11 protein-coding genes are annotated in these 14,248 nt (G+C 67.1%); 8 read left to right on the top strand and 3 right to left on the bottom strand.

The genetic code is table 11. The features are described 5' to 3' along the window. The first annotated feature begins 17 nt into the window (after window positions 1-17). The 8 genes from ACVWW6_RS06430 (at window position 18) to ACVWW6_RS06395 (ending at window position 6,962) form a co-directional block, all read left to right on the top strand. Window positions 18-410, top strand: a complete 393-nt coding sequence (locus ACVWW6_RS06430; protein ID WP_011083567.1) for a lipopolysaccharide assembly protein LapA domain-containing protein — start codon at window positions 18-20, stop codon at window positions 408-410. Window positions 411-476: 66 nt separating this feature from the next. Continuing rightward, entirely contained in the window at window positions 477-1,148 is a 672-nt protein-coding gene (locus ACVWW6_RS06425; protein WP_011083568.1) for a phosphoribosylanthranilate isomerase, read from the top strand. Next, the gene (trpB, locus tag ACVWW6_RS06420) at window positions 1,145-2,362 is read left to right on the top strand and encodes a tryptophan synthase subunit beta (RefSeq protein ID WP_011083569.1); all 1,218 of its coding nucleotides are present in this window, start codon (window positions 1,145-1,147) and stop codon (window positions 2,360-2,362) included. The genes ACVWW6_RS06425 and trpB overlap by 4 nt, the downstream gene beginning before the upstream one ends. Then, window positions 2,359-3,195, top strand: coding sequence for a tryptophan synthase subunit alpha (trpA, locus tag ACVWW6_RS06415; RefSeq protein WP_456680373.1), 837 nt, complete (start codon window positions 2,359-2,361; stop codon window positions 3,193-3,195). The genes trpB and trpA overlap by 4 nt, the downstream gene beginning before the upstream one ends. A gap of 112 nt (window positions 3,196-3,307) precedes the next feature. Further along, on the top strand, window positions 3,308-4,249 hold the full coding sequence (gene accD, locus ACVWW6_RS06410; protein ID WP_011083571.1) for an acetyl-CoA carboxylase, carboxyltransferase subunit beta: 942 nt from the start codon (window positions 3,308-3,310) through the stop codon (window positions 4,247-4,249). Beyond that, complete coding sequence (locus ACVWW6_RS06405; protein ID WP_456680372.1) at window positions 4,246-5,589, top strand: bifunctional folylpolyglutamate synthase/dihydrofolate synthase; 1,344 nt, start codon at window positions 4,246-4,248, stop codon at window positions 5,587-5,589. The genes accD and ACVWW6_RS06405 overlap by 4 nt, the downstream gene beginning before the upstream one ends. 105 nt (window positions 5,590-5,694) lie before the next feature. Further along, window positions 5,695-6,435: a metallophosphoesterase family protein gene (locus ACVWW6_RS06400; protein ID WP_456680371.1), complete on the top strand. Its 741-nt coding sequence runs from the start codon at window positions 5,695-5,697 to the stop codon at window positions 6,433-6,435. A gap of 86 nt (window positions 6,436-6,521) precedes the next feature. Continuing rightward, window positions 6,522-6,962 (top strand): SRPBCC family protein, encoded by a 441-nt coding sequence (locus tag ACVWW6_RS06395; protein ID WP_011083574.1) that lies wholly within the window; start codon window positions 6,522-6,524, stop codon window positions 6,960-6,962. Window positions 6,963-7,036: 74 nt separating this feature from the next. Here the strand turns inward: ACVWW6_RS06395 and trxA are convergent, their stop codons facing one another. The 3 genes from trxA to addB all read right to left on the bottom strand — a co-directional run bounded on the left by trxA (window position 7,037) and on the right by addB (window position 14,074). After that, window positions 7,037-7,357 (bottom strand): thioredoxin, encoded by a 321-nt coding sequence (trxA, locus tag ACVWW6_RS06390; RefSeq protein ID WP_007598398.1) that lies wholly within the window; start codon window positions 7,355-7,357, stop codon window positions 7,037-7,039. 67 nt (window positions 7,358-7,424) lie between these two features. Next, complete coding sequence (addA, locus tag ACVWW6_RS06385) at window positions 7,425-10,934, bottom strand: double-strand break repair helicase AddA (RefSeq protein WP_456680370.1); 3,510 nt, start codon at window positions 10,932-10,934, stop codon at window positions 7,425-7,427. After that, window positions 10,928-14,074: a double-strand break repair protein AddB gene (addB, locus tag ACVWW6_RS06380; protein WP_456680369.1), complete on the bottom strand. Its 3,147-nt coding sequence runs from the start codon at window positions 14,072-14,074 to the stop codon at window positions 10,928-10,930. The genes addA and addB overlap by 7 nt, the downstream gene beginning before the upstream one ends. Window positions 14,075-14,248: the final 174 nt, after the last annotated feature.

Here is a 14,248-nt window from a genome sequence, read left to right as displayed (position 1 = left end):
AAGGCGAGCGAAGCGAGATGCGAAAGTTCCTGACCGCGCTGATCGTGATTCCGCTGGGTCTGATCCTGGTGGTGTTCGCCGTCTCCAACCGGCATTTCGTCACGGTCTCCTTCGATCCCTTTGTCTCCGACGACCCGTCATTGTCGGTCACGCTGCCGCTGTTCCTGCTGCTGATCCTGGTGGCGGCGCTGGGCGTCCTGGCCGGCGGCTGTGCCGTCTGGCTCGGCCAGCGGCACTGGCGCCGCGCGGCCCGTCGGCATGAGGCGGATGCGCGCAGCGCCCGGACCGAACTGGCCGGCTTGCGGGCCCAGACGGCCGCGGCGAAGCCCGATTCCCAGCGCCTCCCCGCCCCCGTCGGGGTGGGCCTTTACGGGCCCGTCGGGCGAGACAAGCAGCGCGCGACGTTGTAGAAGCGGCCGCAACCGAAAACCCTGCTTTCCGGCCGCGGAGTTGCGGCCTTTACCTGCTTTGAGACCATGTCCCTGCTCGTCAAAATCTGCGGCCTGTCCACGCGCGAGACGCTCGAAACAGCGCTCGACGCGGGCGCCGACATGGTGGGGTTCGTGTTCTTTCCGCCGTCGCCCCGGCATCTGTCGCTGGAGCTTGGCCGCGATCTCGGCCGCCAGGTGAATCGGCGCGCGCTCAAGGTTGCGCTCACGGTCGATGCCGATGACGCCACGCTCGACAACATCATGGACGCGCTGTCGCCGGACATTTTCCAGCTCCATGGCAAGGAGACCGTCGCGCGGCTGCGCGACATCAAGCAGCGGTTCGGCCGCCCCGTGATGAAGGCGGTGCCGGTCGCAACCTCAGCCGATCTTGCCGTGCTGCCCGGCTACGCCGCGGTCGCCGACCGCATCCTGTTCGATGCGCGCGCGCCGAAAGACGCGACGCGGCCCGGCGGCCTGGGCGCGCCGTTCGACTGGCACCTGCTCGAAAACCTCGATCTGAACCTGCCCTACATGGTCTCGGGCGGGCTTCACGCCGACAACGTTGCGGAGGCCCTTCGCATCACCCGCGCCGGCGGCGTCGACGTGTCCTCCGGTGTCGAGAGCGCTCCCGGCGTCAAGGATCCCGAGATGATCAAGGCCTTCATCCGCGCCGCGCGCGCCACCCAAGATGCAAGTCAAGAGTTGAGCGTCCGATGAACATCGCCAAACCAAACTCCTACCGCAGCGGGCCCGACGAGCGCGGTCATTTCGGCATCTTCGGCGGACGCTTCGTCGCCGAAACGCTGATGCCGCTGATCCTCGATCTGGAGAAGGCCTACACCGCGGCCAAGGCCGATCCGGCCTTCCAGGCCGAGATGAACGGCTATCTCAAGAACTATGTCGGCCGGCCCTCGCCGCTCTATTTCGCCGAGCGTCTCACCGAGCATCTCGGCGGCGCCAAGATCTACCTCAAGCGCGAAGAGCTCAACCACACCGGCTCGCACAAGGTGAACAACGTGCTCGGCCAGATCATGCTGGCGCGGCGCATGGGCAAGAAGCGCATCATTGCCGAGACCGGCGCCGGCCAGCACGGCGTCGCCACCGCGACGCTGTGCGCGCGCTTCGGCCTCGAATGCGTGGTCTATATGGGCGCCGTCGACGTCGAGCGGCAGCAGCCCAACGTGATCCGCATGGAGATGCTGGGCGCAAAGGTGGTCCCGGTACAGTCGGGCACGCGCACGCTGAAGGACGCCATGAACGAGGCGCTGCGCGACTGGGTCACCAACGTGCACAACACGTTCTACTGCATCGGCACGGTGGCGGGCCCGCATCCCTATCCGACGCTGGTGCGCGACTTCCAGTCGATCATCGGCAACGAGACCAAGGCGCAGATGCAGGAGGTCGAGGGCCGCCTGCCGGATTCGCTGGTCGCCTGCATCGGCGGCGGCTCGAATGCGATGGGCCTGTTCCACCCCTTCCTCGACGATCCCTCCGTCGAAATTTTCGGCGTCGAAGCTGCAGGCCACGGGCTCACGCAGCTGCATGCGGCCTCGATCGCGGGCGGCCGTCCCGGCGTGCTGCACGGCAACCGCACTTATCTCCTGATGGACGCGGACGGCCAGATCCAGGACGCTCATTCGATCTCGGCCGGCCTCGACTATCCCGGCATCGGCCCCGAGCATTCCTGGCTGCACGAGATCGGCCGCGTGAACTATCTCTCCGCGACCGACGACGAGGCGCTCGCCGCGTTCCAGCTGCTTTCAAAGCTGGAAGGCATCATCCCGGCGCTCGAGCCTGCGCATGCCATCGCCAAGGTGATGGAGCTCGCGCCGAAGCGCGCAAAAGATCACCTGATGGTCGTCAATCTCTCCGGCCGCGGCGACAAGGACGTCCCGCAGGTCGGCGACATCCTGAGGGGCAAGAGCAAGTGACCACGCGTATCGACATCCGTTTTGCCGAGCTTGCGAAGCAGGGCCGCTCGGCCTTCGTGACCTTCCTGATGGCCGGCGATCCGGATCCCGCCACCTCGCTCGAGATCATCAAGGCGCTGCCGAAGTCCGGCGCCGACGTGATCGAGATCGGCATGCCCTTCACCGATCCGATGGCCGACGGTCCGTCGATCCAGGCGGCGGGCCTGCGCGCGCTCAAGGCCGGCATGACGCTGAAGAAGACGCTCGAGCTCGTGCGCGGCTTCCGCAAGGACGACAATGCGACGCCGATCGTGCTGATGGGCTATTACAACCCGATCTACATCTACGGCGTCGACAAGTTCCTCGTCGATGCCAAGAGCGCCGGCGTCGACGGCCTCATCATCGTCGATCTGCCGCCGGAGGAGGACGACGAGCTCTGCCTGCCCGCGATGAAGGCCGGGCTGAACTTCATTCGCCTGGCGACGCCGACGACCGACGACAAGCGCCTGCCGGCCGTGCTCGCCAACACCTCGGGCTTCGTCTACTACGTCTCGATCACCGGCATCACCGGTGCTGCGGCGGCGGATTCCTTGGCGGTGAGCGAAGCGGTTGCCCGCATCAAGCGTCACACCAAGCTGCCGGTCTGCGTCGGCTTCGGCATCCGCACGCCGGAGACTGCGCGCGCCATCGCCTCGCATGCGAATGGCGCGGTGGTCGGCACGGCGCTGGTCGATGCGCTCAAGAACAGCCTCGATGCGGACGGCCGGGCCACCGCCAAAACCGTTAACGCCGTCGCCGAACTGACGGCATCCCTGGCCCAAGGCGTCAAAGGCGCACAACAGGCGGCGGAATAGGCCATAATTCCGCTTTTGGGGCGGACGACACGGCGGCTTGCCGGGGCAGGGTCCGGCAGCCATATATCCCTTCAGGCGATCCCCGGAGCGGGATCGCACATCGGAGCAAACCATGAACTGGCTTACCAATGTGGTCCGGCCGAAGATCCGCAACATGCTGCGGCGGGAGACGCCGGAGAATCTGTGGATCAAGTGTCCGGATTCCGGGCAGCTCGTGTTCTACAAGGACGTCGAGGCCAACCAGTTCGTCATTCCCGGCTCGAACTACCACATGCGCATGGGCGCGGTGGCGCGTCTGAAGTCGATCTTCGACAACGAGACCTGGTACGACGTCGCGCTGCCGGACGTCACGCCGGATCCGCTCAAGTTCCGCGACGAGAAGAAATACGTCGACCGCATCAAGGATGCCCGCGCGCGAACTAACCTCAACGACGCGATCAAGGTCGGTTACGGCAAGCTCGAAGGCGCCGCCGTCGTCATCGCCGTGCAGGATTTCGACTTCATGGGCGGCTCGCTCGGCATGGCCGCGGGCGAGGCCATCGTGCGTGGGCTCGAACTCGCGGTCGAGAAGAAGTCGCCGTTCATCGTGTTCGCCGCATCAGGCGGCGCGCGCATGCAGGAAGGCATCCTGTCGCTGATGCAGATGCCGCGCACGACCGTCGCGGTTCAGATGCTGCGCGAGGCAAAACAGCCCTATATCGTCGTGCTGACCAACCCGACCACCGGCGGCGTCACCGCCTCCTACGCGATGCTGGGCGACGTGCAGATCGCCGAGCCCGGCGCGCTGATCGGCTTTGCCGGCGCGCGCGTGATCGAGCAGACCATCCGCGAGAAGCTCCCGGAAGGCTTCCAGCGCGCCGAGTACCTGAAAGAGCACGGCATGGTCGACATGGTCGTGCATCGTCACGATTTGCGCCCGACCCTGGCACGGCTCTGTCGCCTGTTGACCAAGGCACCGGCGCTGGAGACCGCGTCGAAATCGGTGCAGCCTGTCGTCAGCCCGGCGCAGATCGTATCGGCTTCCGAGACGGCGCCGGCCGCGCCGCACGCGTGAACGCGTCTCCTAACAGCGCAAAGCCGCCGCTCGGCGAATTGATCGGGCGGCTGTCGGCCCTGCATCAGAAGCGCATCGATCTCGGGCTGGAGCGGATGCATCGTCTGCTCGATCGGCTCGGCCACCCCGAACGCAAGCTGCCCCCGGTGATCCACATCGCCGGCACCAATGGCAAGGGCTCGACGCTCGCTTATCTGCGCGCGACGCTGGAAGCGGCAGACCTGCGCGTCCACGCCTACACCTCGCCCTATCTAGTCCGCATCAACGAATGTTTTCGGCTCGGTCGCCTCGGTGGCGGCGTGCTGGTCGGCGACGACGAACTGCGCGCCGCACTGGAAGAGGTCGAGCGCGTCAATGCCGGCGAGCCTGCGACCGTGTTCGAGCTGAAGACGGCCGCCGCGTTTCATCTGTTCGCGCAGAATCCGGCCGATGCGGTGCTGCTCGAGGTCGGCCTTGGCGGCCGGCTCGATTCGACCAATGTGGTCGATACGCCGGCGGCCACTGTGATCACGCCCGTTAGCATGGACCACACGGACTTCCTCGGCGATACGCTGACCTCCATCGCCGGCGAAAAGGCTGCGATCATCAAGCGCGGTGTGCCCGTGGTTTGCGCCGAGCAATCGGGCGAAGCGATGGCCGTGATCGAGGCACAGGCCAAGCGCATGCGCGCGCCGCTGTTTGCCGCGAACGAGAGCTGGCACGTCAATGTCGAGCATGGGCGCCTCGTCTATTCCGACGATCGCGGCCTGATGGATCTCGCAGCGCCGCGCCTGTTCGGCCGCCACCAGTTCGACAATGCAGGGCTTGCGATCGCGACACTGCGCGCGATTTCGACATTCAAGGTCAACCAGGCGGCGTTCGAGGCCGGCATCGTCGGCGCCGAATGGCCGGCGCGGATGCAGCGCATCACCTCGGGCGAGCTGCTCTCCTGGGGGCCGCAGGGCTCGGAGATCTGGCTCGACGGCGGGCACAATGCGGAAGGCGGGCGCGTTGCGGCGGCCGCACTCGGCGATCTCGAGGAACGGGTGTCGCGGCCGCTGGTCGTGATCGCGGGCATGATGGCCAACAAGGATGCGCGGGCCTTCCTCGCCAATTTCGCCGGCCTCACCCGTCACATCATCGCGGTGCCGATTCCCGACACCGAGAATGCGATGCCGGCCGACCGTCTCGCGGACGCCGCGCGCAGCCTCGGCATGCGCGTCGAGCCCGCGCCGGGCATCGAGGCCGCGCTGCGCGCGCTGTCGAAGCTCGCCTACGAGGTGCCGCCGCGCATCCTGATCACCGGCTCGCTCTATCTCGCCGGCCACGTGCTCGGCATCAACGGCACGCCTCCTGCATAGCGGTTGCGTCACCCGGATGGAGCGAAGCGCAATCCGGGATCGTGCCGCAAGCCATGATGGCCCCGGATTGCGCTTCGCTCCGTCAGGGCTACGACAGGAATGCCAATGCGTTTTGCTGCGATTGCCGACATTCACGGAAACCATCTCGCGCTGGAGGCGGTGCTTGCCGACATCCGCGCCCAGGGCATCGCCGACCTCGTCAATCTCGGCGACATGCTGAGCGGTCCGCTCGACGCGCGCCGGACCATCGAGTTCCTGATGAATCTCGACGCCGTGCATGTGCTCGGCAATCACGACCGCTACCTGCTCGACCGCCCGCCGGAGAAGATGGGCTCGTGGGATCGTCCCGCGCATGCGGCGCTCAATGCCGCGCAACTCGATTGGCTGCGGGCGCAGCCGATGACGCGCGTGTTTCGCGACCGGGTCTTCCTCTGCCATGCGACGCCCGAGAACGACGAGGTCTATTGGCTCGATACCGTGCATCCCGACGGCACGGTGGCGCTATCGCCGCTCGACCGCATCGAGCAGTTCGCGCAAGGCATCACGCAGTCCCTGATCCTCTGCGCCCACACCCATCTCGCCCGCACGGTGCGGCTTCGTGACGGCCGGCTGATCGTCAATCCCGGCAGCGTCGGTAGCCCGGGCTATCGCGACAAGCATCCGTTCCCGCATGTCGTCGAGGCCGGCACGCCGCACGCGCGCTACGCGATCCTCGAACTCGTCGATGCTGCTTGGCAAGTGACCTTCCGCCATGTCGTCTATGATCACGAGGCGATGGCCGCGCTCGCACGCCGCAACAATCAGCCGGAGCTCGCGAACGCGCTCGCGACGGGATGGATCAAGTAGCGCCGCTTCGCTCCATCCGGGCGGCGGGTTTGACTCCTTGATAAGGGCGCTTGTTATAAGCGTACATATCAAAGTGGGAGCGCGCCATGGACGACGGCCATGTCTGGCGAAACGAATATACCATCGAGACGTCTGCAACCGCAGAGACGATCTGGGGCATCTTTCGCGATGTCCCCGGCTGGAAAAACTGGAATGCGGGTATCGAGCAGATCGACATCGACGGGCCATTCGCGGCCGGCACTTGGTTCACGATGAAGCCACCCGGCGAGGAGACGCTACGCTCGCAACTGATCGAGGTTCGCGAGAACGTGTGCTTCATCGATGAAACGCGAGTCGGCGATCTCGTCATCACAGTCGCCCATCGCATCGAACCGCTTGGCGATTCTCCTGGACCGGCGCGCACGCGCATCGTTTACGCCGCGGACGCGCGAGGGCCGCAAGCGTCCGAGATCGGTCCGGCTGTCGCGTCGGACTTTCCCGATGTTCTCGCCAGTCTCGCCAAACTTGCCGAAACGAGATCGGCATGATTGCCGCCGACAAAAAACAAAACGGCCGGCGTGTTGCCGGCCGTTGCAGAATTCTCAGTTACTCGCGAGGCGGATCACACCGCCGACGTGATCCACTGCTGCAGCTTTGCCTTCGGCGCCGCGCCGACCTGGCGGGAGGCCATCTCGCCGCCCTTGAAGATCATCAGGGTCGGGATCGACATCACGCCGTACTTCGACGCGGTCTTCGGGCTCTCGTCGACATTGAGCTTCACGATCTTGACCTTGTCGCCCATCGCGCCGGCGATCTCGTCGAGGGCGGGCGCGATCATGCGGCAGGGACCGCACCATTCGGCCCAGAAATCGACGACCACAGGGCCGTTCGCCTTGAGCACTTCGGCTTCGAAATCAGTGTCAGAAACCTTGCCAACGGCCATGGGAGTACCTCACTCGGTTGAAAGAATCGGCGCGGATGGGAATCGCGCCCGGGATCATGGCGTCAACCTATGAACGGCCCCTTGCCGGGTCAAGGACGCTCACACCGAGATGAAGGGATGCCAGCGCCGCGTCCAGCGCGGGGGCTGAAATCTCCATATATTCAAGGGCCTCGGTCCAGAGCAGGACGGCCCTGACGGGCTTTTGGGGATAAAGCCGCGCCAGCACCGCCCGGTACAGCGCAAGCTGCCGGACATAGACGGCGGGCGCCTCGGCGATGCTTTTGGGTGCGGCCTGATTGGTCTTGAAATCGACGATCAGGACCTCATCCGGACGAACGACCAGCCGGTCGATCTGGCCCGACACCAGCGCTGGCGGTCGGCCCGGCCGCTCCAACCTGCCGACGATGGCGACCTCCGCCCGGCTGCCGGCGGCAAAGACCGGGGCAAAGCGCGGCTCGGCGATCAGCGCGAGCACCTTGTCGGCCAGCGCGGTGCGGTCGGCCTCCGTCCAGTCCGAGGCATTGCGGGCCATGAAGCCGCGCGCGGCCTCGCGCCGCCGCTCGGCGGCGATGTCGGGCAGGGATTGCAGCAGCCGGTGCACCAGCGTGCCGCGCTGCAGCGCCAGAGCGCGCGACTGCACCGATTCGCCTGACCGGACCGCGCGGCCTCCCTCCGCAGACTGGCCCGAGGGGCGCACGGAATCGTCGTCCTGCATCTCGCGCGGTGCCGGCGCCCGCAGCCAGTCCGGCAACGCGATCGTCTGATCCACGAATGTCGCGGGCGTGCCGAGGGCAACGACGTCCTCCGGCCGGGCGAATCGCGTCACCTTGCCAAGCGGCGTTTCCACCGTCTGCTTCTCCAGGCCGGAGCCGGCGAGCCCGGTGTCGACCAGGTCGTACCAGCTCAGCTTGCGGACCGTCCTCATATTGCCGGGCATGCAGCCGCCGACGATCAGCCGGTCGGCCGCGCGCGTCATCGCGACATAGAGCAGGCGGCGATATTCGTCCTCGGTCTCCTCGAGCATGGCCTTGCGGGCCTCGGCGACGGGCTTGGGATCGTCGGCCTTGCGGCCGGCCCACACCACCACCTCGCCGCCATTGCCGCGCGGCACCTGGATCAGCCGGACCCGCTGCGAGTCCGCGGGCGACGACGTGGTGTCGACCATGAACACGACGGACGCTTCCAAGCCCTTGGCGCCGTGCACGGTCATCACCCGCACCTCGTCGCGGGAGATTTCCATGTCGCGCTTCACCTCGGTGTCAGCCGAGCGCAGCCAGGCCATGAAGCCTTGCAGCGAGGCCGGCGCCTTGCGCTCGTAGTTCAGCGCCAGCTCCAGGAATTCGTCGAGCGCGTCATTGGCCTCGTGGCCGAGCCGGCGCAGGATGCGCGCGCGTCCGCCGTCGCCGCCAAGCAGCCAGGCGTAGAAGGCGAACGGTGTCTCCTCGCGCGCGCGAGTTTCGCAGGCCTCGAGCCGCCGCAGCACCGCGGCGAATTTCTCACTTCCGGCCGCATGCTCGCCGAGCGCCCGGCGCAGCGAGCCCTTGCGGCCCCAGGCAAGCGCAAACAAATCGTCATCGTCGAGCCCGAACAGCGGGCTCTTCAGCGCGACCGCAAGCGCGAGATCGTCCTGCGGCAGCAGCAGCGCGTCCGCAAGGTTCATCAGGTCGATGATGCCGATGTGCTCGGTGAGCTTCAGCCGGTCGGCGCCGGCGACCGGCACGTTGGCGTGCTTCAGCGCCTGGATCACGGCATCGAACGCGTTGCCGCGCCGGCGGACCAGGATCAGCATGTCGCCGTAGCGCAGCGGCCGCCGCTCGCCGTCGTGTCCGGTGAGTGTGCCGCTTTCGACCAGCCGCTTGATCTCTGCCTGGATGCGGCGGGCGAGCTTGACCTCGGGGCTGGTGACGGCAACGCCGTCGAACGGCGCGCGCCAGCCCTCGATATCCTGCCTGTCGTCGGCTTCAGCCAGGTCCCACAGCTCGATTACGCTTGGCCCTGCATCGGCGAGCGCATTGTGCAGGGGATGGCCGATCTCGACCGAATGGATGCTCTTGTAGATCGCGGGGTCGCGGAAGACGTGGTCGACCGAGTGCAGGATCGCGGCGCCCGAGCGGAACGAATAGGTGAAGGCGACCGGATCGAATTTCAGCCCGGCGGCGGTGAACTTGCGGTGCAGCTCGCGCCGGCGCGCGTCGAATTCCCGGGGCTGCGCGCCCTGGAACGAGAAGATCGACTGCTTCTCGTCCCCGACGGCGAAGATCGTGCGGTTCAGCCCCTCGCGCGCGCCTTCGCCCGCGGTGAACTCGGAGATGATGTGCGCGACGATGTCCCATTGGCGCGGACTGGTGTCCTGCGCCTCGTCGATCAGGACGTGGTCGACGCCGCGGTCGAGCTTGTAATGCACCCAGCCCGAGGAGACGCGGTTGAGCATCGCCAGCGTTTTGTCGATCAAATCGTCATAGTCGAGCAGGCCGCGCTCCTGCTTCTCGCGCCGGTAGTTCGCGGCAGCAGCGGTCGCGATATGCAAGAGAGCCGCCGTGCGGTCACGCATGGTTACCGCGCGGCGCTTCTCGATCAATCCAGTGATGCGCTGGGCCTCGTTCTCGAACAGGCGGGCGACGGAGGGATTGTGATCGCAAAATTTCCTGGTCAGCACCGCCTTGCGCGGCAGCTTCTCGTCGGTGAGGAAGACGCCGAGATAGGCGTCGACCTGCGCGCCGCCCGAAAACGCTTTTGCCTCGCGAAGCCGGCTGGCCTGGTCGTTGTCGGATTTGCTGCCGTCTTCCAGCGCAAACGCGATGTCGTCCCAGCGCGATCGCGGCAGGAACGGACCGTCGAGAATCTCCGTCTCGACGTCCTCGATGCGGTCGGCGGCGTCAACGCCCAGCACCGCCGCCATCTGCGCGGCGGCAGCTTCTGCGTTGCCGGCCTCGTCGGTCCAGGCCATGAAATGATCGCGGCTCAGACAGGCCTCGCGCACGACCTCCTTGAAGGTGACGTCGGCGGCGCTGGCCATCGCGGTCAGCAGCGCGCGGCCCGTGACCGTCTCCGGGTCGCGCGCGGCCTCCAGCAGCACCTTCAGATTGGCGCGCTCCATCATGTCGGTCTGGTCGCGCTCGTCGATGACGGAGAAGCGCGCCGGCACGTTGGCTTCGAACGGAAACTGCTGGAGCAGGCGGGTACACAGCGCGTGGATGGTCTGCACCTTCAGCCCGCCCGGCGTCTCCAGCGCACAGGCGAACAGTTTTCGCGCGTCGCGCCGTAATTTTCGATCAGGGTGCGGGATGCCGACCGCGCGGATCGCGGCATCAAGCCCTGTATCATCAAGCGTCACCCAATGGCCGAGCGTGGTGAAGACGCGCTCGGCCATGTTGGCGGCGGCGGCCTTGGTGAAGGTGATGCAGAGGATCTTTTCCGGCGGCACACCCGACAGCAGCAGGCGGATCACGCGCTGCACCAGCACGTGCGTCTTGCCCGAGCCCGCATTGGCCGACACGAAGGCCGATGCGGCCGGATCGGATGCACGCGCCTGCCTGGCGCGCACCTCATCGGGGATTGGGCGTGGCGCCTTCACCATTCCTCGATCCCCAATCCGCCGGCTGCCGACCACTCCTTGATGCGGGCGAGGTCGTCATAGGTGCCGTAGCGGTTGGACCACATCGGCAGGTTCAGCGAGGTGTAGGCCTGGTTCTCGTCCTCGAAGGCGCGGATCAGCGCTTCCAGCTTGGCCCGGGCCTCAGCGGCAGCAATATCCGGCGGCTGCGGTTCGTCGCCTTGCTTGTACTTGAGCTCGAGGATGCGCTCCTCGCCCGGCGGATTGTTGCCGCTGAGGCGGACATAGACGAGTTGGCTCACGGATGAGCCGGCGTCGATGTCGGGAAAGCCGCCTTCGCGCAGGATCGCCGCCTCCAGCGTGAGCTGCGGCGACAGGCCCATGCGGACCTGCTTGCCGGTCGGCGGCTGGCCGGTCTTGTAGTCGAGGATGGCGTAGCCGCCGCCCTGGCGGCGCTCGATGCGGTCGGCGCGCGCGGAGAGGCGGAAGCTGCGTTCATTGTCGAGCGTGATCGAGATCTCGCCGCGGGTCTCCGCGGTGATCGCCTCGACCACGTCGCGCCGTGCCGTTTCCCACTCGCCGAACCAGCGCGCGATGCGCTGGAAGCGCGGCCACCACAGCGCGCGCGCCTCGGGGCGCTCCATCAGCGGCGCGAAATGCTTTTCGCCGATCGCGCGCAGCACGCGGGCGGGATCGTCGGGCAGGCGCGTCGCATAGCGTTCCGTGAATTCGCCGATCGCATCGTGGATCGCCGAGCCGCGGTCGGCGGCCGACAGCGGCATGTCGACGGGATCGAGCGCATCCAGCCGCAAGATGTGCTTGGCGTAGATCGTGTAGGGATCGCGCAGCCAGTCCTCGATCGCGGTGACCGACATCTTCAGCGGCCGTGTCGCGCGCGGCGGCCGCGGTTCGGGTTGCTTGATCGGCCTGACCTCGTCGGGCTGGTCCAGCCGATCTGCGAACCGCACGTATTTCTCGCCGGCGCGAATGGCCGCCTTCCACCGATCGTCGCCCGCAACCGCCTCCAACCGATGCAGGAAGCGCGAAGCCACCGCCGGCGCGCCGCCGGCCTTGGCGGAATGGGTGAGGATCACCTCATCTCCGCCGAGCAACTGCGCGAAATCGTGGGCGGAGAGGCCGATGCGGCGCTCCGGCAGATCGAGGCCGAGCTCATGCCGCATCGGGCGGCTCAGCCAGGGATCGATGCGCGGCGCCGGCGGCCAGACGCCCTCGATCAGGCCACCGACGATGATGCGGTCCGCCTGCATCAGGCGCGATTCCAGCGGGCCGTAGATCTGGAGCCGCGCGCCCGGCTTGTCACGCCGCCGTACCGCGCGATCGCCGAACGCGGTCTGGAAGACATCAGGGTAATCAGGCAGCGGCACCATCAGTCCGCTGGTCGTGCCGCCGCGCAGGAGATCGTCGAAGGCGCCGGCGAGTGCGAGGCCCTCGCGCTCCTCGAAGGCGAGCGGGATGCCTTGCTCGTCGCGCGACAGCTCGATCATGATCTCGCGATGCCGGTGCGCGAGCTCGGCGAAGTCATATGGTTTTGACGGCGCCAGACTCTCGATCGGCGCCAAGGCCTTCTGCAAAGCATCGATTAGGGCCTGGACGCGATCGAGATCCTCCGCCTTGAGGCGTGCGCGCGGCTCGGCCTTGTGGAGCGCGGAGACCTCGCTGCGCCACAGCTTGGCCAGTTCCTCGCGAAAGCGGTTGAATTCACGCAGCAGGCCGGCCGTGCCCGCGGGCGGGCGCGTGCCGCGCAAGACGGCGAGCTCCAGGCCTTCGATTGCCGCCTTCCATGTATCCGGCGCGCGGCCGAGGCGGCACAGTGGATGCTTCAGCATCGCCAGCAGCGTCGGCGGCTCCAATCCCTTGGTCGCCGCTTCGGCCGCAAGGCGCGCAAAAACGCCGGCGGACGTCTCCATCAGCACGTCGCCGCCGGAATCGTCGAAGGCGAGATCCCATCGGGTGAGCGCAGCCATCACACGGCGCGCCAGCGCGCGGTCCGGGGTGACCAGCGCCGCCGACTTGTCGAGGTGCCGCGCCTCGCGCATCGCGATCGCAATCGCCAGCGCTTCCATTTCGGGGTTGGGGGCTTCGACGACCGCGAGGTTTGTCATGCCGCCGGCGATCTTTGCCGCGATATCCGGCTGCTTCAGCCGGTCGTGCCAGACTTCCGTCTTGGCGGAGGGCCGCATCGATTCGGATGCGAGCAGGTCGCGGCCGCCTTCCGCCGGCGCTTGAAGCAGCTCGACGTCGCCGCGCTTGATGCCGAAGCGCTCCAGCAGCGCGTGCATGGCATATTGCGGATGGTTCGATGCGGGATGCTCCGCGAACTTGCCGAGCGCATCGCGCACGCCGCCGATGGTCCGCCAGGCATCCTCGTCAAGATCAGTGTCGAGGCCCGGCAGCACCACCGCGCCATGCGGCAGCGAGGCGACCGCATGCAGGAATTTTGCGGTGGCCGGCATCGAGCCGGTCGAGCCGGCCGCGATCACGGGCCCATGCGGATGCGCGGTCAGGCGCTTCGCTTCCGCCGCGATCAGGAGGTCGCGCCGCGCCGCGGGCTCGATCCTGTTGATCTCGGCGAGATGGCCGGGCCAGGCGATGCGGGCGATGCGCAGGAATTCGAGCGAGTGCTGCCAGTAGCGATCGAGCTGGTCCGGCACCAGACCATCGAGCGCGCTCCAGTCGACCCCGCGCGTCACCATGTCGTCGATCAGGCGCGCGAGATCGCCGGCGAGAGCCAGCGTCGAGGCGGGGCCGCCGACCACCAGCGGCGACAGCACCGGCCCCTTGGCCCAGGCCGCGACGAGCTGCGCCAGCGTCAGCCGTCGCTCGAGCTCGCCAAGGCGCGGCGGGATGTCGAGCGGCGTTGCGCCGGAAAACTGCTCGCCTTCATCGGCGAAGGCGAGCTCGTCCTCGTCGATGTCGCCGAGCGCGACGATGCGCGGCAGCACGACCGCGTCCGCCTTCATCTCGTCGAGGAAGATCTCCCGCACGACACGCATGGCGCGCCGGGTCGGCAGGTACAGCGTGGCGTCCGCAAGCCGTGCCGGCTCCTTGCGCGCCTCGAATCCCGCGACCAGCCGGCCGTCGAGCAGGGCCGTGACGACCGTGCGCAGGAACGGAACTGAGATGGGAACACTGAAAACGCGCATCGGCTGCCTGATTCGGGATCAGGCGCCAATATAGGGAGGCGGACACAAATGGTCATGGGCGGAGGTGAAGTCGTCCCCGCTGTTCGTCACGGCCCGTAGCCTCGTAGGGTGGGCAAAGGCGCGCTTGCGCCGTGCCCACCGTATTCGTCATTGGAGTTAGCTTGTGCGGTGGGC

It is taken from the genome of Bradyrhizobium sp. USDA 3311, assembly GCF_054062495.1.
This window is presented reverse-complemented; position numbering and strand designations above follow the sequence as displayed.

What these genes read in the sequence shown, in the direction of transcription:
- ACVWW6_RS06430 (WP_011083567.1), top strand. Translation starts at nt 18, where the DNA reads ATGCGAAAGTTCCTGACCGCGCTGATCGTGATTCCGCTGGGTCTGATC.
- ACVWW6_RS06425 (WP_011083568.1), top strand. Translation starts at nt 477, where the DNA reads ATGTCCCTGCTCGTCAAAATCTGCGGCCTGTCCACGCGCGAGACGCTC.
- trpB (WP_011083569.1), top strand. Translation starts at nt 1,145, where the DNA reads ATGAACATCGCCAAACCAAACTCCTACCGCAGCGGGCCCGACGAGCGC.
- accD (WP_011083571.1), top strand. Translation starts at nt 3,308, where the DNA reads ATGAACTGGCTTACCAATGTGGTCCGGCCGAAGATCCGCAACATGCTG.
- ACVWW6_RS06400 (WP_456680371.1), top strand. Translation starts at nt 5,695, where the DNA reads ATGCGTTTTGCTGCGATTGCCGACATTCACGGAAACCATCTCGCGCTG.
- ACVWW6_RS06395 (WP_011083574.1), top strand. Translation starts at nt 6,522, where the DNA reads ATGGACGACGGCCATGTCTGGCGAAACGAATATACCATCGAGACGTCT.
- trxA (WP_007598398.1), bottom strand. Translation starts at nt 7,357, where the DNA reads ATGGCCGTTGGCAAGGTTTCTGACACTGATTTCGAAGCCGAAGTGCTC.
- addA (WP_456680370.1), bottom strand. Translation starts at nt 10,934, where the DNA reads ATGGTGAAGGCGCCACGCCCAATCCCCGATGAGGTGCGCGCCAGGCAG.
- addB (WP_456680369.1), bottom strand. Translation starts at nt 14,074, where the DNA reads ATGCGCGTTTTCAGTGTTCCCATCTCAGTTCCGTTCCTGCGCACGGTC.